General features: G+C 43.3%; 17 protein-coding genes. 12 read left to right on the top strand and 5 right to left on the bottom strand.

Annotated features, from left to right (window positions below; genetic code table 11):
* Positions 1–72: 72 nt before the first annotated feature.
* The 4 genes from lepB to rpmH form a co-directional block, all read right to left on the bottom strand.
* Positions 73–690 (bottom strand): signal peptidase I, encoded by a 618-nt coding sequence (gene lepB / locus EST42_RS05035; RefSeq protein ID WP_134644488.1) that lies wholly within the window; start codon positions 688–690, stop codon positions 73–75.
* Between the two features lie 148 nt (positions 691–838).
* A complete protein-coding gene (locus tag EST42_RS05030) occupies positions 839–1,672 on the bottom strand; it encodes a YidC/Oxa1 family membrane protein insertase (protein WP_063083874.1) in 834 nt (277 codons plus the stop codon).
* Positions 1,673–1,699: 27 nt separating this feature from the next.
* Positions 1,700–2,056, bottom strand: coding sequence for a ribonuclease P protein component (rnpA, locus tag EST42_RS05025; RefSeq protein ID WP_043709390.1), 357 nt, complete (start codon positions 2,054–2,056; stop codon positions 1,700–1,702).
* A gap of 106 nt (positions 2,057–2,162) precedes the next feature.
* Positions 2,163–2,297 (bottom strand): 50S ribosomal protein L34, encoded by a 135-nt coding sequence (rpmH, locus tag EST42_RS05020; RefSeq protein ID WP_002828338.1) that lies wholly within the window; start codon positions 2,295–2,297, stop codon positions 2,163–2,165.
* A gap of 743 nt (positions 2,298–3,040) precedes the next feature.
* Here rpmH and dnaA point away from each other — a divergent pair.
* The 7 genes from dnaA (at position 3,041) to EST42_RS04985 (ending at position 13,285) form a co-directional block, all read left to right on the top strand.
* The gene (dnaA, locus tag EST42_RS05015) at positions 3,041–4,453 is read left to right on the top strand and encodes a chromosomal replication initiator protein DnaA (protein ID WP_134644487.1); all 1,413 of its coding nucleotides are present in this window, start codon (positions 3,041–3,043) and stop codon (positions 4,451–4,453) included.
* A gap of 209 nt (positions 4,454–4,662) precedes the next feature.
* The gene (gene dnaN / locus EST42_RS05010) at positions 4,663–5,793 is read left to right on the top strand and encodes a DNA polymerase III subunit beta (RefSeq protein ID WP_134644486.1); all 1,131 of its coding nucleotides are present in this window, start codon (positions 4,663–4,665) and stop codon (positions 5,791–5,793) included.
* Positions 5,794–6,010: 217 nt separating this feature from the next.
* The gene (yaaA, locus tag EST42_RS05005; protein WP_134644485.1) at positions 6,011–6,244 is read left to right on the top strand and encodes a S4 domain-containing protein YaaA; all 234 of its coding nucleotides are present in this window, start codon (positions 6,011–6,013) and stop codon (positions 6,242–6,244) included.
* Positions 6,244–7,389 (top strand): DNA replication/repair protein RecF, encoded by a 1,146-nt coding sequence (gene recF / locus EST42_RS05000; RefSeq protein WP_134644484.1) that lies wholly within the window; start codon positions 6,244–6,246, stop codon positions 7,387–7,389. The genes yaaA and recF overlap by 1 nt, the downstream gene beginning before the upstream one ends.
* Positions 7,390–7,409: 20 nt before the next feature.
* Entirely contained in the window at positions 7,410–9,356 is a 1,947-nt protein-coding gene (gyrB, locus tag EST42_RS04995; RefSeq protein ID WP_134644483.1) for a DNA topoisomerase (ATP-hydrolyzing) subunit B, read from the top strand.
* 36 nt (positions 9,357–9,392) lie between these two features.
* A complete protein-coding gene (gene gyrA / locus EST42_RS04990; RefSeq protein ID WP_134644482.1) occupies positions 9,393–11,990 on the top strand; it encodes a DNA gyrase subunit A in 2,598 nt (865 codons plus the stop codon).
* Positions 11,991–12,310: 320 nt separating this feature from the next.
* Positions 12,311–13,285, top strand: coding sequence for an XRE family transcriptional regulator (locus EST42_RS04985; protein ID WP_134644481.1), 975 nt, complete (start codon positions 12,311–12,313; stop codon positions 13,283–13,285).
* A gap of 64 nt (positions 13,286–13,349) precedes the next feature.
* On the opposite strand, the gene EST42_RS04980 is transcribed toward EST42_RS04985, so the two are convergent.
* Positions 13,350–13,799 carry a GNAT family N-acetyltransferase gene (locus EST42_RS04980; protein WP_134644480.1) on the bottom strand — a complete coding sequence of 150 codons (450 nt, stop codon included), beginning with the start codon at positions 13,797–13,799 and terminating at the stop codon, positions 13,350–13,352.
* 199 nt (positions 13,800–13,998) lie between these two features.
* Between EST42_RS04980 and EST42_RS04975 the strand changes: the two genes are divergently transcribed.
* The 5 genes from EST42_RS04975 (at position 13,999) to EST42_RS04955 (ending at position 19,834) form a co-directional block, all read left to right on the top strand.
* A complete protein-coding gene (locus tag EST42_RS04975; protein ID WP_134644479.1) occupies positions 13,999–16,170 on the top strand; it encodes an LTA synthase family protein in 2,172 nt (723 codons plus the stop codon).
* A 135-nt stretch (positions 16,171–16,305) separates the two neighbouring features.
* On the top strand, positions 16,306–16,761 hold the full coding sequence (locus EST42_RS04970) for a MerR family transcriptional regulator (protein WP_134644478.1): 456 nt from the start codon (positions 16,306–16,308) through the stop codon (positions 16,759–16,761).
* 124 nt (positions 16,762–16,885) lie between these two features.
* A complete protein-coding gene (locus EST42_RS04965) occupies positions 16,886–18,133 on the top strand; it encodes a hydroxymethylglutaryl-CoA reductase, degradative (protein ID WP_134644477.1) in 1,248 nt (415 codons plus the stop codon).
* Between the two features lie 22 nt (positions 18,134–18,155).
* The gene (locus EST42_RS04960; RefSeq protein WP_134644476.1) at positions 18,156–19,115 is read left to right on the top strand and encodes an IpaB/EvcA family protein; all 960 of its coding nucleotides are present in this window, start codon (positions 18,156–18,158) and stop codon (positions 19,113–19,115) included.
* Positions 19,116–19,129: 14 nt separating this feature from the next.
* Positions 19,130–19,834: an NAD-dependent protein deacylase gene (locus EST42_RS04955; RefSeq protein ID WP_134644475.1), complete on the top strand. Its 705-nt coding sequence runs from the start codon at positions 19,130–19,132 to the stop codon at positions 19,832–19,834.
* Positions 19,835–20,118: the final 284 nt, after the last annotated feature.

Here is a 20,118-nt window from a genome sequence, read left to right as displayed (position 1 = left end):
AGCTCAGAAGATTGACCGTAAAACTAAAAAACCGCCTGACAATACGCTGTCAGGCGGTTTTTTGGCGATGGATTACTTCTCAAAGTAAGTCTTCCATTGCGTATTAATATTAGCACGCTTGGTTGCTTCGCCCCAGAATGGCACCTTCACAACACCTAGCACCTTATCCTTGTTCACAAAGCCCCAGTAACGTGAATCATTTGAAACGGTACGGTGGTCTCCCAAAACGAAATACTCGCCCTTAGGCACCTTAACCGTCCTCTCACGTTGCCACCCCATGTGATCACCAAGTTCCGTTAAACTTGACCAGTTACCCACATTGTTGACCGTGTTAGTGGCTGTTTGCTCAGACTCTGGAATGAAATCCTGGTCAACAGCCTTGCCATTAACCTTAATCACACCATTTTCAGCACTAACCGTATCACCAGGCATACCGATAACACGCTTTACGTAATCCTTGTGACCATCCACTTCTGGATCTTCACCATAAGCATCAAACACAATGACACTACCACGGTGAATCTTTTCAGGCTTCAGAACGAAAACACGCTCGTTGTTGGTCAAATTTGGTTCCATAGATGTTCCGTCGACACGTACTAGTGTGAACCAATACGTCTTAATCAACAAGGCAATAATTAATCCGATCGCAATCGGAATTACCCAAGACATAATCTCGCGAAAAGCTTTCATGGGTGGTCTCCTTACATCATTTTTATTATTCTCAGTTTAGCATACCTAAAATAAAAAAGCCCCGCAAAGTGGCAGGGCTTTAGGAAACATTCAGATAATAGACCGCTTCACAACCAAAAAAATCACCATATGGCGATTTTTTTGATGATTAACGCTTGTGTGAACGCTTCGCCTTACGAATCGCACGTTCACGCTCACGCTCTGCTTGCTTCTTTGCTTCACGTTCGCGACGAATTTCAAAAGGATTTTGAATTGTCCACGTTTGCGCAACTTGGAAGGCATTTGAAACCACCCAGTACAATGACAAAGCTGATGGGACATTAATCGCAAAAATGAAAATCATAATTGGCATAATGTACGTCATTGACGTTGTCATCCCGTTCTTTTCAGGTTGTCCCAACATTACCAAGTATGATGAGGCAAATGTAAACAACGCTGCTAAGATTGGCAAAATGAACAAATGGTCATGTTGACCTAATTGTGCCCACAAGAATGTCCCGGTTTCCAGTTGCTTCGTCGTACGAATAGCCGTATACAACGCAATCAAGATTGGCATTTGAACAATCAAAGGTAACAAGCTGGCAAATGGGTTAACACCCGCTTCCTTATAAAGGGCGCTTTGCTCTGCTTGCATCGCAGCCATTGATTCCGTATCACGATTTGGATACTTCGCTTGAATAGCCTTTAAAGCAGGGGCAACTTCCTGCATCTTACGCATTGAACGCGTTTGATAAACCATCAATGGCAAAATCAACAAACGAATCAACAACGTAAAGACAATAATTCCCAAACCATAGTTATTTCCAAACCAGGCTGAGACACCCAAAATTGAGCGTGAGAAGTTGGCGATGATGATTCCATGCCAGAATCCGGTACCGGATACATGTCCCTTAAACATCACGCCAGCAATAATCATGATAATTAAGGCAATGACAGCTGTAACGGTAGACCGCGTTGAAAATACTTTCTTAGCTGACTGCATCGTTTTTCTCCATATAATAGGTTGTTTTTAATTTTCGTCCTGGTCGACAAACAAATTTGCCAACTTGAAGACGTGTTCCAAGTTCTTTTTAATGATCGCCATGTCTTGGTCATGAGCTGATGGGCGGGCAATCACCAGAATGTCGACATCTTGACGCAGATTTGGCTTAAATTCCAAAACACTTTGTCGAATGCGACGCTTCACCCATACACGCTCGTGGCCACGCAGCCCAACTTTCTTTGAAACCGAAATTCCCAAGCGGAAGTGGGTTGGTTGTTCACGTTCCATCGTGTAAACAATAAACATTTTGTTTGCGACCGAGTGATGTTGCTCGAATACCAATTGGAAATCGGCTTCTTTCTTAACACGGTAACTCTTACGCATATGTTTGCTCCAGACTTTTTTAGACAATAGAAAACGCGTGATTCAGCCAAAATGGCCGAACCACGCGCGATCGTTATCAGTAATCCTAATAGAAGGCCTGACCTAATTAGGCTGACAATACCTTGCGGCCCTTTTGGCGGCGACGTGCAAGCACCTTGCGACCGTTGCTAGTGCTCATGCGCTTACGGAAGCCGTGTACACGCTCGCGGTGACGCTTCTTAGGTTGGTATGTACGCTTCATGTGAATACACCTCCCATTCGTAGTTAGATTTGGCCTGCGGTTGGCAAGGCCAAACCACAATTCGTATTTAAGTTTATCACGTAAGATTCCGGTTGGCAACCCTTCTAAAGCACTTAATTCTTTTTTAACAAAAATTAAGTGTAACTGAACTTCCTGATAGTATAGCACAACGCGAATTCGTCATGTTCAATTCTTAAGCCCTTAACTTTTTCTTTGAAAAAATCAAACAATCATCACCTATGAGCTATCCAGAAAGTAACGGAGCGTTATGTTTATAAAGTTCAGGCATGTAACAGAGTGTTAGTTTAGTTTTCCCCAATATCCACATTTTTTCCACAATCTACACAGGGGCTAGTAACTTTTCCTAGCTATCCCTGTGCATATGTGGATAACCGATCAAATATTTGATGTATCAACTCTAGCTTATTAACAAAGACTTGTAAATATCTAGTTTTACCCCTAACTTATCCACAGACATCCACAAACAGCGTAAAAATCAAATTCACATCAAGTTGATAACTAAATTTTGGATATTAACAGGCTGTGGATATCACATAACGTTATTAAAATTCGCGAAAACCCTTGATACATCAGCGATATTTGCTGTGGAAAACTTATCCACACCCTGCTACAATGGAATCTGTTGAATTGCGCTTCTTAAGAAATTTAAGACTAGCGAACGTATTGTGGATAACGTCCACCCAAAGATTCAGATACTTCTACTTTTTAAGGAGGTCGTCCCGATGGATCCAGTCCAGCTTTGGAACGCCATTAAAGAAGAGCTACGCGAGTCCATCTCAACTGGCTTCTCCTTTGCTAATTACGTCGATACGTTGACGCCTTTACAAGTTTTAGAGAACAAAAACAATACGGTCACCTTACATTTATCGACCAACCATGAACAAGTGGCTGACGAATGGCTAAACCCAAGTAGTTCTTACTATCTCGCTTTCATGCAAGCAGCTATGACAGCAACGATGAAGCTGTATGGTCAACCAACGTTTATCGTGCCCTCGGTGACTTATATCTCACCACAACCAACTTCATTATTTGAGGTACCGGCCACTGATGCCGCTCCTGAACAACCAAACACTACCGGCACTTCACCAGTAGCGGCTGATTTTGTTACGCAATCAATTTTGAATCCTGAATTCCGTTTCGAAACTTTTGTGTCTTCTGATGAGAACCGCGAAGCATATGCTGTTGCGCAAGCGGTTGCTGATAACCCTGGTACCCAATGGAATCCACTATTAATCTATGGTGGCGTGGGACTTGGTAAGACACACTTGATGCAGGCAATTGGGAATAAAGTTTTAGAAAACAATCCCAACGCCAAAGTTAAGTTCATTACGACTGAAGATTTCATCAACGACTTCACGGAAGCTTTGCGTCGTGGTCAAAAGGAGACTGAAGCATTTAAGCGCGAATATCGCTCGACAGATCTCTTGCTAGTTGACGACGTCCAATTCTTGGCTGGTAAAGAAAAGATTCAAGAAGAATTCTTTAATACTTTCAATGCCATTACGCGAGAAAATCACCAAATCGTCCTGACATCAGATAAGTTGCCAAAAGAAATTCCTGGCCTAGAAATGCGTTTGGTCACGCGTTTCGGGCAAGGTTATTCAGCAAACATTACAAAGCCTGACTTACCAACACGTGTAGCCATCCTACGTAATAAGTCAGATCAAGAAAACCTCAATATTCCGAATGATGTGATTGACGAAATCGCCGCGGCTGTTGATACAAACGTCCGTGATTTGGAAGGGGTTTTCAATCAAGTTGCTGGTAAGCTACGATTCGCATCGCAACCGGTCACAGTTGATACTGCTCGCGACATTCTTGAGACAATGAACTTCAAGCGTCAACGCGCCATCACGATTCCTATTATCCAAGATACGGTTGCAAAGTTCTTCGACGTAACCGTGCAAGACCTTAATGGTAAGAAGCGTAATAAGGAGATCGTGGTACCACGCCAAATCGCCATGTATTTGGCGCGTGAACTCACACAAGACTCTCTGCCACAAATTGGCCGAGCTTTCGGTGGTAAGGATCACACAACCGTAATGCATTCAACTGAAAAAATCGATAACGCGATTGAAAATGATGTCCTATTGGCCGAGCAAGTTCAAAAAATTCGTGAAGAGTTGAGCAATTAGTTTGAATAGGTATTGTGAATTATTCACGAATTTCTCGAAAGTTTTCCACAGGGTTGTATACATATACCAATCCTTGATGTAATGGTATAGCTGAGGGTTTTACACATTGTACACACCCCTTATTACTATTATTATTTTTTTATTAATAAATCAGTCAGTAAGCGATGCATGCGCATGCATGCCGAGCAAAAAAGGTTGAGGAGATAATCATGCAATTTACAATTAATCGAGCTGTTTTCATCAAAGCCATGAATAATGTCAGCCGTGCAATTTCATCACGTACATCAATGCCAATTTTGACAGGTGTTAAATTGGTCCTTGATAACAATGGCTTAACATTGACCGGTTCAGATACAGATATCTCAATCGAAACAGTTATTCCAGTAACCGATGATCAAGCAACGTTGCAAGTATCTGAACCAGGTGCCTTGGTTTTGCCAGCCGCCTTCTTCTCAAATATTGTTAAGCGTTTGCCGGGCGAAACATTCACCCTATCAAACACAACTGGTTTCCAAGCTAAAATCACTTCTGAAAGTTCAGAATTTGATATTAATGGTCAAGATGCTAATAACTACCCACACTTACCAGAAATTGAAGTTCGCAACAATTTGACGTTGCCAGCTGAAACGTTGACTGAAGTGATCGGTCAAACCGTCATTGCTGTTTCAAAGCAACTTAGTCAACCAATCTTGACTGGTGTGCACTTTATTTTGGTGGGTGGTAATTTAACAGCGGTCGCAACTGACCGTCACCGTTTAGCCCAGCGAACAGTTGCATTTGGTGATTCAGATGTTAGCGCCGACATCATCGTGCCAGGTCCTTCATTGAACCAATTGCAAGCAATGTTGGACGAAGTCGAAACGGTAGATGTTCGTGTGGCTGAAAACCAAGTTATTTTCCAACTTGGCGCTAACACAACGTTCTACTCACGTTTGTTGGAAGGAAACTACCCTGATGCTTCACGGTTGATTCCAACTGAAAAGCGGACGACTTTGACGATTAATGCTCGTGACTTGCTCCAAACAATTGAGCGTGCCGCCTTGCTTAGTCACGAAGGACGTTCAAACGTTATTCAATTTACGGTTAGCGACGAAAAGTCATTGATTTCATCAAATTCACCTGAAGTTGGACGCGTTGAAGAACAAATTTTTGCGGCCGAGACGGCTGGTGATGAATTAACGATTTCATTTAACCCTGATTACATGCGTGAAGCATTGAAGTCATTTGGAGATGAACAAATCCAAATTGGATTTAAGACTGCGTTGGATCCATTTACTTTGGTACCAACCAATAATGAAACAAACTTTATTCAATTGATTACACCAGTGCGTACTTACTAATTACCACAGTGCGTAATTTATAGGCTAAAAGGCCGAAAATTGCTGTTTAAGGAAAAAAACAGTAATTTTCGGCTTTTTTGTTTCATGTGTCGCCAAAAGCCTCAGAAAGGCTCTGACGCCTTGATTACATTGAATAAAGTAAAAAAATAGCGTATAATAAGACTACTTATGGAAACATTTCTCAGTTGGGATTAACCCCGACAGAAAGGATATTGAAGTGGCTAACGAAGTGCACATTCAAACGCCCTACATTACGCTAGGACAATTATTGAAGGAAAAAAATATCATTTCTACTGGTGGCCAAGCGAAGTGGTACCTACGCGAAAATACGGTTTTAGTTAACCAAGAACCCGATGATCGCCGTGGACGCAAGCTTTACCCAGGTGACGTGGTCGCAGTGCCATCTGGTAAGCGATTTGTCATTAACGGGATGGGCGCTGAAGCAGACTAATGGAACTGCTTGAGCTAAAACTAAATAACTTTCGGAATTATCAAGATTTAACGGTGACCTTTTCACCAGGCGTCAATGTCTTTTTGGGACCGAACGCACAGGGTAAGACGAACTTACTCGAGGCAATCTATGTTTTAGCTTTAGCGCGCTCACATCGAACAACTTCTGATAAAGAGTTGATTGGTTGGGAAGGCAAAGAAGCCATGGTCTCGGGCGTGGTGCGCCGCCAATATGGGAAAGTGCCGTTGTCGCTTGCTTTTACGAGTAAAGGTAAGAAGGCACGAATGAACCATTTGGATCAGGCGAAATTAGGCACATACATTGGACAATTAAATGTTATTTTATTCGCACCTGAGGATTTAGCCTTGGTAAAAGGTGCGCCGACGATTCGACGGAATTTCATTGATCGCGAATTTAGTCAGATGAGTTCAAAGTATCTTTATATTGCTAACCAATATAAGGGCGTCTTGAAACAGCGTAATCAATATCTGAAACAACTGCAGTCGAAGCAGGCGAAAGATATGCTGTATCTGGAAGTTTTGACGGATCAGCTAACGAGTTTCGCTAGTGAACTAATTGTGCGACGGATACAGTTAATTAAGAAGCTCGGTGAGGCTGCAGCACCGATTCATGCTGATATTACACAAGGAGGCGAAACATTACGGATTGCGTATGTTTCGCAACTTAATGAAGAAGAATTAGGGGATGAACAGGTCATTAAAGAAGCGATGACGCAGCGTTTTGAACGGTTACAATCGCGGGAAGTAATGATGGGTACCACCCTGTTAGGTCCGCATCGTGATGACTTACAGTTTGATGTTAATGGGCATGACGTGGCGACATTTGGGTCGCAAGGACAGCAACGGACAACCGCATTGGCTGTGAAGTTAGCTGAAATTGATTTGATGAAGCAAGAGACTGGCGAATATCCAATTTTATTGCTAGACGATGTTTTGTCAGAACTAGATACCAATCGCCAAACGCACTTGCTAACGGCGATGCAAAATAAGGTACAGACCTTTATTACGACGCCGTCACTAAGTGATGTGGCCCGTCAATTAATTAATGAACCAAAAGTCTTTAACGTTCGAGCAGGGCAACTTGTCGAAACGGACAATTTGGACAGTGCTAGTGAAGAAAACTAGTGATAGTTAAGGAGGAACTCATGGCTGAAGAAGATGTAACACAAATGCATACACAAGCTGATGATTACGATGCCAGTCAAATCCAAGTTTTGGAGGGATTGGAGGCCGTTCGTAAGCGACCAGGTATGTATATTGGAACCACGACGAGTCAAGGACTACACCACTTGGTGTGGGAAATTGTCGATAACGGAATTGATGAAGCGTTAGCGGGGTTCGCTGACCACATCACGGTGACAATTGAAAAGGACGACTCAATCACAGTTACTGACAACGGCCGTGGGATTCCAGTTGATATTCAAGAAAAGACTGGTAAGCCAGCTTTGGAAACAGTCTTTACGGTGTTGCATGCCGGTGGAAAGTTCGGCGGTGGCGGTTATAAGGTTTCTGGTGGATTGCACGGAGTTGGTGCATCAGTTGTTAACGCGCTATCAACCGAACTTGATGCTGTTGTTGTTCGTGACGGTAAGGGGTACGCAATGGACTTCGAGCGTGGTCACGTGAAGACGTCAATGCACAACGTGGCAGTTGATGATGCACCTGTTTCACGTGGAACAATCGTGCACTTCCTACCAGATCCAGATATTTTCCGTGAAACGACGGTTTATGATTATAAGATTTTGATGAATCGTGTGCGTGAATTGGCTTTCTTGAACAAAGGTTTGCGAATTTCAATTGCAGATAATCGTCCAGATGAGCCAATTTCTAAATCATTTCACTACGAAGGTGGAATTAAGGAATATGTTGATTTCTTGAACACGAACAAGGATGTCATTTTTTATGAGCCGATTTATGTTGAAGGCATGGATAACGGTATTGAAGTGGAAGTGTCATTGCAATACACGGATGACTATCATAGTAATATGCTGTCATTTACCAACAACATTCACACCTATGAAGGTGGAACCCATGAAACGGGATTCAAGTCTGCGTTGACGCGTGTTATCAACGACTATGCGCGTAAGAATAACTTGTTGAAGGAAAGTGACGATGCATTGTCTGGGGATGATGTGCGTGAAGGATTGACGGCCATCGTGTCGGTTAAGCACCCAGATCCACAATTTGAAGGACAAACGAAGACCAAGTTAGGTAACTCAGATGCCCGTACGGCTGTTGACCGTATGTTCTCAGAAACATTTAGTCGTTTTATGTTGGAAAACCCAACCGTTGCGAAGCAAATTGTTGAAAAGGGAATCTTGGCCGGCAAGGCTCGTCTTGCTGCCAAGCGTGCGCGTGAGGCGACACGTAAGAAGTCTGGTTTGGAAATCGCTAACTTGCCAGGTAAGTTGGCTGATAACACATCAAAGGATCCTGAAATTTCTGAATTGTTTATCGTTGAGGGTGATTCAGCCGGCGGTTCAGCTAAGCAAGGACGTGAACGTTTGACGCAAGCTATTTTACCAATTCGTGGAAAGATTTTGAATGTTGAAAAGGCTTCGTTGGACAAGATTTTGGCTAATGAAGAAATTCGTTCGCTCTTTACAGCGATGGGAACTGGCTTTGGTAACGAATTTGACGTCACAAAGGCGAAGTACCACAAGTTAATCATTATGACCGATGCCGATGTCGATGGTGCGCACATTCGTACATTGTTGTTGACGTTGATTTATCGTTACATGCGTCCATTGTTGGAAGCAGGCTACATTTACATTGCCCAGCCACCGCTATATCAAGTGCGTCAGGGTAAGTTTGTGCAGTACTTGGACTCTGATGAAGAATTAGAAGCTTTGTTGCCAACGTTGCCCGCCTCACCAAAGCCAGTTATCCAACGATACAAGGGACTTGGTGAGATGGACGCAGAGCAATTGTGGGAGACCACGATGGATCCGTCAGTTCGTCGTTTGTTACGTGTTGAAATGGATGACGCCGTGGACGCCGACATGGTCTTCTCAATGTTGATGGGAGATAAGGTTGAGCCACGTCGTGAATTCATTGAAGAAAACGCTCAATACGCGGAGTTGGACGTCTAGTTTTAATTTGAACTAGATAGAAAGAAAGGAATAGTAATGGCTGAAGAAGAACAAAATAACAGCCGCATTAAACCTGCCAAGCTTGGCGAGCAAATGCGAACATCTTTCTTGGACTATGCGATGTCAGTTATCGTGGCACGTGCGTTGCCCGATGTACGTGATGGTTTAAAGCCGGTGCACCGTCGTATTTTGTACGGTATGAATGAACTGGGTGTGACGCCAGATAAGCAACACAAGAAGTCTGCCCGTATTGTCGGTGACGTTATGGGTAAGTATCACCCACACGGTGACTCTGCCATCTACGAATCAATGGTGCGCATGGCGCAGGACTTTAGTTATCGTTACATGTTGGTTGATGGACACGGAAACTTTGGTTCTATTGATGGTGACCCAGCTGCGGCCATGCGTTATACCGAAGCCCGTTTGAGTAAGATTGCAACGGAAATGTTGCGTGATATCAACAAGGATACGATTGATTTTGCGGATAACTATGATGGTACTGATCGTGAACCAGTTGTTTTGCCAGCCCGTTTCCCTAACTTGTTAGTTAACGGAGCCAACGGAATTGCCGTTGGTATGGCAACAAATATTCCGCCACACAATTTGGGTGAAGTTATTTCAGCCATTCACATGTTGATGAACAACCCGGATGTCACAACAGCTGAGTTGATGGAAGCGGTCCCTGGACCTGACTTCCCAACAGGGGCGATTGTGATGGGGAAGTCTGGTATTCGTAAGGCTTATGAAACCGGAAAGGGTGTTGTGACGGTCCGGGCGAAGGTCGAAATTGAGACGGAAAAGTCTGGTAAGGAACGCATCATTGTGACTGAGTTGCCATACATGGTCAACAAGGCTAAGTTAATTGAACGTATTGCTGAACTTGGCCGTGAAAAGCGGATCGAAGGTATTACGGCGGTTAACGATGAGTCCGACCAAACTGGTTACCGAATCGCTATTGATATTCGTCGTGATGTTTCAGCATCAGTTGTGTTGAATAACTTGTACAAGAATACGTTAATGCAAACCGGCTTTAGCTTTAACATGTTGGCCGTGCAAGATGGTCGACCAAAGTTGCTAGGTTTGAAGGCTATGCTGGTTGCTTACCTTGAGCACCAACAAATTGTCGTGCGTCGTCGTACGGAATTTGAATTGCGTAAGGCTGAAGCACGTGCGCATATCTTGGAAGGTTTGCGTATTGCTTTGGATCACATTGATGCCATCATTAGCATCATTCGTGGTTCAGAAACGTCAGAAATTGCCAAGAACCGTTTGATGACGGATTATGCTTTATCAGATAAGCAAGCGCAAGCCATTTTGGACATGCGTTTAGTTCGTTTGACCGGTTTGGAACGTGGCAAGATTGAAGATGAATATCAAGGTTTGATGACCGCAATTGCTGATTACAAGGATATCTTGGCTAAGCCAGAACGTATTGATGAAATCATCTATACTGAATTGCTTGAAATTCAAGAAAAGTACGGCGACGACCGTCGTACAGAATTGCAAATCGGGGATGTCACGAGCATTGAAGACGAGGATTTGATTGAGGAAGAAGATATTATTGTGTCATTGACGAGCGCTGGCTACATCAAGCGAATGGCACAAACTGAATTCCGATCACAAAACCGTGGTGGTCGTGGTGTGCAAGGAATGGGCGTTAATGATGATGACTTTATCGATCAATTGATTGGTACTTCAACGCACGATACGTTATTGTTCTTTACCAATGCTGGTAAGGTTTACAAGATGAAGGGATACGAAATTCCTGAATATGGTCGTTCTGCTAAGGGGATCCCAGTTGTTAACTTGTTGGGAATCGAAGCGGGCGAGAGTGTGCAAACCGTGATTAACGTACGTGGTGAAGCTTCTGAAAGTGAAGACTTCCTCTTCTTTACAACCCGTTACGGTAAGGTGAAGAAGACGCCGGTTTCAGACTTTAGTAACATTCGAACACACGGTTTAAAGGCCATTACGTTGAATAGTGACGATGAGTTGATTAACGTTATGATTACTGATGGGACTGAGAACTTGTTGATTGGTACTCATGGTGGTTACGCGGTATCATTTAATGCCGATGCGGTTCGCTCAATGGGGCGTTCAGCAGCTGGTGTGCGTGGTATTACACTGCGTGATGATGACTTTGTTATCGGCGCTGAAATCTTAAAGGATGACGCATCTGTACTGGTTATCACTGAAAAGGGATACGGTAAGCAAACCCCAGTTGATAAATACCCTATTAAGGGTCGTGGTGGTAAGGGAATCAAGACGGCCCAAATCACCGAGAAGAACGGTCCACTAGCCGGTTTGGCGGTTGTAGATGGTTCAGAAGACATTATGTTAACAACCAACAAGGGTGTAATGATTCGCTTTACGGTTGATTCATTGTCAGAAACTGGTCGTGCGACACAAGGTGTTCGTGTTATTCGCCTAGATGATGATGCAATTGTTGCAACATTTGCAAAGGTTGAACATGAAGAGGATGCACCGGAGTTAGTGGAAGACGCTGCCGATACAGCTGATGACGCAACGCCGGTCGTAAATGATACAGAATTACCAGCAGCGCCAGTTGATGGTGAGCAACCAGTCGAAGTAGCTGAATTGCTTGCTCGGGCTGAAGATGATTCAGAAGAATAATAAACAGTAAAAAGGACAACATCGTGAGGTGCTGTCCTTTTTGCATTTATAATACATATATATTGATATATTATGTATGAACGGTCGGCGTGCTTTGAAAATAATTCAGCATTAAATTTATGTATTTGCAATTTATTATAATTGTAAATATATATGTATAGATGATAAAAATATTGTTTTTCTTTAAATTAGGAGCTGTGTAAGAGATTTGTATCAATAGCGGGACAGCATTTTCTGTATAAATCCCCAATAAATACATGGTAGGGAGTATAATCTAGAAAGGTTATATGAGAAAAGTTAATTATAAGTAAGAGGTTATCATGGGTAAAAATCGAGTGCCTGTTGGGGCAATTCGCGAAGCGATGATTTATTTCATCAAGGAACGTAACATTTCAGTACCAGTCGTTTTGAAGACGGTTGATATTTCACGTTCACGACTTTACGACTATTTACAAGGCAACGGTAAAGTGTCAGCGACAACTTTGGTTAATTTGTTGGTGACGATTGGCGTATCATTTGATGAGTTGATGTTGCATGTTTATATGAAGCACCCTGAGTTGCTGGATCCAGCAATCAAGGAATTGGGCTTGGATGCACATTCACACACGATGACGCCAACGGAAGACACGGTTTACCGGATGTTGTCAATGTATGACGAGACGCGCGATGTGCGTTTGTTGGTTAACTTGGTGCGTGCAATTAACTCACAAGTGGCCGACGAAGTTGAAAAGTATCGTTTGATTGAAATGGTACGACCAACAATTATCAAGTTGTTGGCTGCTCGTGAATTTTACACGGCCAATGACTTGTTGATGTTTGCGAATATTATTCGTCATGAGCCATACAACTCCGCCAAGATGGTCGTTAAGCAGATGTCTGATCAAGCACAACGTATGGCGAAGCTTGAAGGCTATGGCTTGATGGAATTAGATAATTTTTCATCGACTGAGGTTCGTAATGTGGCTTTGTTGCACTTCCAATTGTTGATTATGGCATTGGAAAATAAGGATGGCGAAACCGTTAAGAATACGTTGATGTTCTTGCGTGATTATCGTTTGCCAGCTTTGAGCACGTACTTTAGTTTCGTTAAGAAGATGGCTGAAGTTGTTGAACTTGCATTGGATGAAAAGAATGAGGAAGCAGAACAGTTGTGGCACCGCGCAATGGATGCGGCGCAATTCATGATTGATGAACGCTTCTGGCCAATTTATTCATTTATTGCCCGTCGTTCGTTTGAGGAGTTCCTGGTACCAGTAAACTCATACAAGCGTCACATGACAGAGCAAAATCAATAACCGATAAAATAAAGCTTCCAGCATTGCATGTTGCAACGTTGGGAGCTTTTTTAGTTACGTCAGTTTAATTTAGGGTTAGCACCATATTACGGTGTTCAATGCCTGCGTCCATGAAAACGTCACCTTCAGCCTTAAAACCAAGCTTCTCGTAGAAACCTAAGGCGGAGACTTGGGCGCCTAAATCGATTTTGTGGACACCAGCTTCTTTGGCATCCTCGATGATTGTCTGCATAATTTTAGTAGCGTAACCATGGCCACGCGCGTCTGATAATGTGGCCACGCGTTGGATGTGCCAAGTTTCACCATGATCATTGACTAAGACGCGGGCAGTAGTCATGGCCTTGCTAGCTGTGAAGCCGACGTAGTGTGTCGTTCGGTCATCAAGATCATCAATCTCTAGTGCAAGGGGCACACCTTGTTCGCTGACAAATACGGTTTGACGAATTGCCAGAGCTTCGCGGCTAAGTTCGCCAGCGCCGTATTCTTTGCTGACGATGAGTTCGTTTGTTGACATGCGCGTTTACCTCATTCTTTTATCAATGGTCTTATTTTAACTTAAATTGGTAAAACGCCAAGGCCCTAAGGTATGAATTTTAAAATTACGCTATAATAGACCGGATACATAAATTAGACGCGATCAACGCTGACGTAAGCACCGGGCATAATAATGACTGGGAACACATTAAAATACGTAAGAAAAGGGTGATTAAACTATGAGGCATTATGGCCGATTTAGCTGGATTAACACACGCTTAGGGTTTGTATTGCTCTTGGTCGTGTTAATCTGGGCAAAAACGTTACTGGCGGATTTCGTGGACTTTAACTTGTTCTCGGGATCGACACCAGTACAATACGTGACACTGTTGATTAATCCATTGACGGTGTCATCCTTATTAATTGGATTGGCGTTCTACTTCCGTTCGGCAAAGCTTTTCTACCCAATTGCAACGATTATGTACATCGTTAACATTGTACTGTTGCAATTAAACGTGACCTATTATCGTGAATTTACAGATTTTATGTCTGTCGCGACGATGTTGGGTTATGACAAAGTTAACCAAGGATTGAGCGCATCTGGGTTTGCGTTAACCAATTTACACGATATTTTGTTCTGGATTGATATTCCAATTTTTATTGGGTTATTCATCTTTAAAAAAATTAGGATACAACGTGAAGGCACAACAAAATTTATGAGTTTTGCGATGACGACGTTTTCAGTCTTTGCCTTCATGGTAACGTTGGTTTTGGGTGAAGCGGATCGACCACAGCTTATTACACGCCAATTTGATAGTAATTTATTGGTGAAATATTTGGGGATGGATGCTTACACGGTGTTCGATGGTTTGAAGCAACATGGCGTATCTGAGCTGCGCAAGTCAGCGAAGAAAACAGATATCCAAAAAGTATTGAGTTATGTTGATAAACATTATACGGATGCGGATGCTAAATATGCTGGTATTGCCAAGGGCAAGAATGTGTTTGTTATTCACTTGGAGTCGTTCCAACAATTTTCAATGAACATGAAAATCAATGGGCAAGAAGTGACGCCAAATCTGAACCAAATATATAATTCTGATGCAACGATTGCATTTGATAATTTCTTTAACCAAGTTGGTCAAGGTAAGACATCCGATGCTGAAAATATGCTAGAAACATCAACGTTTGGTTTGCCACAAGGTTCATTGTTTGCCACGCAGGGAAATGACCAGACATTCCAAGCAATGCCGGCCATTTTGAAGCAAACTGAGGGGTACTCGTCAGCTGTTTTCCATGGTAACAATGCTAGTTTCTGGAACCGTAGTAACGTGTACAAGAATATGGGCTACCAATACTTCTTTGACGCCAGCTACTATGACACGTCTGGTGATAAGGCGATGGGGTATGGGTTGAAGGATAAGTTGTTGTTTAATGATTCCATTCAATATCTGGAACGGATGCAACAACCGTTCTATGCCAAGTACATTACTGTAACGAACCACTTCCCATATAGTTTGGATGATCAGGACAAGGATCCAAACTTTACCACGACGAATACGGATTCAGATATTGTGAACGGCTACTTTGAAACGAACCACTACTTGGATCAATCAATTGGTGAGTTCTTCGATTATCTGAAGAAGTCAGGTTTGTACAACAAATCAATTATTGTGTTATATGGGGATCACTACGGTATTTCAAATTCAGAAAACAAGTATTTAGCCTCAGTACTGGGTAAGAATGCCGATAACTGGAATGATAACGACAATGTGCAACTACAACGCGTACCATTTATGATTAATATTCCAGGATGGCACGGCGGTGGTGTTAATCATACGTATGGTGGTGAGATTGATGTCATGCCAACCTTGCTACACTTGTTAGGTGTTGATTCAAAGAAGTACGTGATGATGGGGCAAGATCTTCTGAGTGGTAAGAGCAATCAGGTTGTGGCCTTCCGGGATAAGAACTTTGTGACACCGAAGTATAGTTATATCAACGAAACGATTTATGATAATAAGACTGATCAGGCGATTACTAAGCCAACTAAATCGGTTTTAAAAGAGATTGATGCAGCTAAGCAGCAGGTTAAGGAACAGTTGTTGATTTCAGATGATATTAATCAAAAAGACTTGCTTCGTTTCTATACGCCAAGTAGCTTTAAGTCAGTTGATGCTTCAAAGTATAACTACTCAAACGGGTTGGCAAAGCTAGAAAACCTTGAGAACCAAGCGGGTGTTGAATCGAAGAGCCTGTGGTCTGAGAATGGTGGTAAGACCACGCAGTCATTGTATAGCACTGACGCACCAGAAAAGGACGAACCACGTTCTGATACATCACGTATTAAGCAGGTTAATCCGGATGGTGGCGATACGACTGACGGTGGCGATGATACACCAAATCCATAATAAGTAAAAATGTCTTTGATGTGCGGATGCAATTGTCCGCCACCAAGGACATTTTCTTTTTTTGACGAACTACCTTGACATTTATGTTAAATAACCTGACAATGATAGTCTATTAAACGTAAAAGGAGAGGCACCATGTCATTTATTTCAAAACACCATTTTCATAAAAATGCGTTGAAGTCAGAAGTTTTTCAGTTCCGCATTGGTGAGTTAGCCACAATGACGGGTGTGTCAACGCGCCAATTACGTTACTGGGAAAGTAAAGGCATCATTTCATCACTAAGTCGTGAAGGTGAGCAGGATGCTCGGGTGTATAACTATAAAACTTATGTCGCAGTTGCAGCCATTAAGGGCTTTTTGGATGATGGCTATACCTTAAAAGCGGCGGTTGAAAAGACCCATGAGCTTGAACAATCGTGGCGGGTGTTGCATGAAGTTATGAGTCAGGCTGTTAAGGGTGTCATCGAACTTGACGGTAAGAATGTTGTTGATTTAGGTTATTTTGACGATGAGCAGCAGCAACGTTTATTTGCAATGATTTATGATGACAATAAGGTGCACTATATCGTGCGTCGAACAGACGAAAATTAAAGGAAAACGGTTTTGGTGGCTAGCCAAGACCGTTTTTGTCTTTTCTCAGCTTGAATAACTGGTAAACTATAAGAGGCAAAGCGGTATTGTGTACCGTAATAAACGGAAAAGGAAGTTGTAGAACATGGCGAATTGGCAGGGATTCTACAAGTTGTCGTGGCAACAACGCTTGCAACGTACGATTGAAAATAAAAATTTAACGGCTGATCAGGCGGCGTTAATAACGCAGCACTATGACATGGTTGGCGAACAACAGGTTGAAAATTACCTCTATAATTTCGGCGTGCCCACAGGTTTGCTACTGGAATTGCCAGTTGATGGCCGTTTAGTGACGGTACCGATGAGCACGGAAGAACCTAGTGTTATTGCGGCTGCTAATAATGGTTCACGGATGATGCGGGCTGGCGCTGGTGTTCAGACGGTTATTGAAAGTCGGCTTGTTCGTGGCCAAATCATTTTGGATAATGTTGCCAATGTTGCGGCCTTGCAAACTTATGTTGAGACACATTTAACGCAATTGTTGCAGGTGGCCAATGATGCGCACCCCTCGATGGCAAAACGTGGTGGCGGCGCGAAAGCTTTAACGGTCGAAGTGCTTGATACACAGACAGCGATTGTTAATGTCTTAGTTGATCCGAAAGCGGCGATGGGGGCTAATGTGGTTAATACTATGTCGGAAGCGATTGCTAGCGTATTACGACAAGCAGGGTATGAGGTGTTAATGGCAATTCTCTCCAACTTTGCGACTGAGTCACTAGTTAAGGCGAAGGTAGCCGTACCGGTAACGGCTTTGGCAACTAAGCAGGGAATGTCAGGTACCGAGGTTGCGGCTAAAATTGCGGCTGCTAGTCGGATTGAAACACTGTCACCTTACCGAGCAGTCACGTCTAACAAGGGGATGTTGAACGGAATTGAGGCGGCGGTCCTAGCCAGCGGCAACGATACACGCGCGGTTAATGCGGCCTTGCATGCATACGCCGCGCAAGGTGGTCAGTATCGTGGTTTGACGCGTTGGACTGTTCGAGGTGAAGAGTTGCTTGGTGAGACAACCTTGCCACTAATTCTTGGCGTTGTTGGTGGTTCCATTGGGATTGTGCCAGCTGTTAAGTTCAACCATGCGTTGATGGATAATCCAACGGTTAATGAGTTGACCAGTACAATTGCTGCTGTCGGGTTGGCCCAAAACCTAGCAGCCATTCGTGCGTTGGTGTCGACTGGTATTCAAGCCGGCCACATGGCGTTGCAGGCCAAGTCATTGGCGCTCCAAGTGGGTGCGACGCCAGCAGAAGTGCCAGCGTTGACGGCCGCGTTACAACAAGCGGGTAAATTTAATGAAGCTACGGCCCGTGAATTATTAGCAAAATTACGATAAATAGACGGAAAAGAGAACAGATATGCAATTTTCAGCAGATACAGTACAACTAGTCGACCAAGTTAACCGTGTTTACCCCGGTTCAGTTGTTTTGCGTGGTAGCGGAGAGGCAACAGGTGTTTTGACGCACGATCAAGTGACGACGGACATGTTGGGTACGCGCTTGATGGTTGAAGTAACGGATGCTACGGCACCAGATTATTCAGCAACAAAAGAATTGTTGATGATGATGCTAACGTTGAGTGGTTACCCACAAGTTTACTTCCAATTGAAGTCAGACAATGTTGAGTTAACGGACCAACTAATGGTTATGGCGACGTACCTGTACCAACCAGCCATGCGTACAATCATTTATAAGGAACAAGCCAAGCATGGCTTGTTGACTGATGATGTTGTGGCAGCCTTTGCAAAGGGTGTGATGACAACGCTAACGAAGGAAGCAGACGGGGACCGTTCTGAAGCCGCCTTGCGTGTGTTGACATTGTTGGATGCGCAAGTCTTTATGAATGCAGTTACTGGTGAGACAGCGGTCTACACGGATACGTTTGCCGAAGCTTTCCCAGAGGCATGGGCAGCTGCTCAAAAGATTGTTGGCACTATGAAGATTGATGGTATTAAGGATCCATTTACCGTTCATCGGGCGGTTGTGGCGGCCTTCAAGCATTTTGATGAACAAATGGCAGCGTGGGATTTGCCAGAATTGCATGCTAACGAATTTGCGACGTTGACGCCCGTTTTGTCTGAGCGTCAGTTGCGATTGCCTTTGACGCAAGTATACGATATTAAGCACACAGATATGATTGATCGTAATACAGAGAAAACCGCTTACGTTGGGTTGAATAAGACGGATGAGCAAAATAGTTTTGTTATTTCTGCCCCAGAAGAGAATCAACCAACGTTCTTCAAGGAACTTTATAAGACGCCTGTTCGTGAAGTGCTTGAACAGATTGGTCAACCGTTCGTCGTGCGCCAAGCAGACTAAGGAGGCAAATAATAATGTTACTATCAGCAGAACAGCAACGATTGTTTGACGATGCCCAGAAAATTGTGTTTTTAACAGGTGCTGGCGTTTCAACGGCGTCGGGGATTCCCGACTATCGTTCTAAAGGCGGTATTTATGATGATAGTGGCGTTGTTGAACGGCCAGAATATTTGTTGAGTACTGACGCGTTAAACCGTGAGCCTGAGAAGATGTATCAGTTTATGAAGGAAAACATGTATTTTCCGGATGCCAAGCCAAACATCATTCACCAAAAGATGGCGGCACTAACGCACCAAGGCCGGGCACGCATTATTACGCAAAATGTGGACAGCTTACACAACCAAGCTGGTGCGGAGAATGTTATCGAGTTCCATGGTTCGTTGTATAACATTTATGCAGTGACTGATGGTGCCTCTGCAACGATTGAGGCGTATATGCAAGATATGCGTCGGGAAGACGGTGCATTACTTCGGCCAGGGATTACATTATATGGAGAAATCCCCTTTCACGTAACAAAAGCCGCGCAATGGGTGCATGAGGCTGACCTGATTGTCATCGTCGGGACGAGTTTTGTAGTGTATCCATTCGCTGGTTTATTGCAGTATGCACAAGCTCAAGTGCCAATTATTGCGGTAAACTTGGAGTCTATCCCAGCGCCAGCTAATGTTGTGCAGGTGATTGGAGATGCGCAAATTTACTTTGATGAATTACGGGTATAAATTATTGAAAAAGCTTTCGTTATTGGTGGATAACGAAAGCTTTTTTGTCACCCAAAATTTTGTGTGGATTAATTTTGAAGAAAGTGTTGACGAATTGTGTTTATATCTGTAATATAGATTGAGTTGTTTCGCAGGGAACAGCGACAAGAAAAAAGAAATCGCATGAGACGTTAATAAATTGATTTAAACAAGTTGTTGACATTGTTTGAGATTCTTGTTATGATATAAAAGTTGTCAAGTGAGACAACGACGTAGGTCATTGAAAACTGAATATCGTTTCGATG

Origin of the sequence: Weissella cibaria, from assembly GCF_004521965.1 — a bacterium.
Taxonomy (GTDB): Bacteria; Bacillota; Bacilli; order Lactobacillales; family Lactobacillaceae; genus Weissella; species Weissella cibaria_A.
Note: the sequence above shows the minus strand (reverse complement) of the source record. Positions and strands in the feature narration are given on the sequence as shown.

Excerpts from the sequence above, each read along its gene's own strand:
- EST42_RS05030 (WP_063083874.1), bottom strand. The coding sequence starts at position 1,672 with ATGCAGTCAGCTAAGAAAGTATTTTCAACGCGGTCTACCGTTACAGCT.
- EST42_RS04960 (WP_134644476.1), top strand. The coding sequence starts at position 18,156 with ATGCAATTTTCAGCAGATACAGTACAACTAGTCGACCAAGTTAACCGT.
- gyrB (WP_134644483.1), top strand. The coding sequence starts at position 7,410 with ATGGCTGAAGAAGATGTAACACAAATGCATACACAAGCTGATGATTAC.
- lepB (WP_134644488.1), bottom strand. The coding sequence starts at position 690 with ATGAAAGCTTTTCGCGAGATTATGTCTTGGGTAATTCCGATTGCGATC.
- EST42_RS04980 (WP_134644480.1), bottom strand. The coding sequence starts at position 13,799 with ATGTCAACAAACGAACTCATCGTCAGCAAAGAATACGGCGCTGGCGAA.
- recF (WP_134644484.1), top strand. The coding sequence starts at position 6,244 with ATGGAACTGCTTGAGCTAAAACTAAATAACTTTCGGAATTATCAAGAT.
- rnpA (WP_043709390.1), bottom strand. The coding sequence starts at position 2,056 with ATGCGTAAGAGTTACCGTGTTAAGAAAGAAGCCGATTTCCAATTGGTA.
- gyrA (WP_134644482.1), top strand. The coding sequence starts at position 9,393 with ATGGCTGAAGAAGAACAAAATAACAGCCGCATTAAACCTGCCAAGCTT.
- dnaA (WP_134644487.1), top strand. The coding sequence starts at position 3,041 with ATGGATCCAGTCCAGCTTTGGAACGCCATTAAAGAAGAGCTACGCGAG.
- EST42_RS04970 (WP_134644478.1), top strand. The coding sequence starts at position 16,306 with ATGTCATTTATTTCAAAACACCATTTTCATAAAAATGCGTTGAAGTCA.
- rpmH (WP_002828338.1), bottom strand. The coding sequence starts at position 2,297 with ATGAAGCGTACATACCAACCTAAGAAGCGTCACCGCGAGCGTGTACAC.
- EST42_RS04955 (WP_134644475.1), top strand. The coding sequence starts at position 19,130 with ATGTTACTATCAGCAGAACAGCAACGATTGTTTGACGATGCCCAGAAA.
- EST42_RS04985 (WP_134644481.1), top strand. The coding sequence starts at position 12,311 with ATGGGTAAAAATCGAGTGCCTGTTGGGGCAATTCGCGAAGCGATGATT.
- EST42_RS04965 (WP_134644477.1), top strand. The coding sequence starts at position 16,886 with ATGGCGAATTGGCAGGGATTCTACAAGTTGTCGTGGCAACAACGCTTG.
- EST42_RS04975 (WP_134644479.1), top strand. The coding sequence starts at position 13,999 with ATGAGGCATTATGGCCGATTTAGCTGGATTAACACACGCTTAGGGTTT.
- dnaN (WP_134644486.1), top strand. The coding sequence starts at position 4,663 with ATGCAATTTACAATTAATCGAGCTGTTTTCATCAAAGCCATGAATAAT.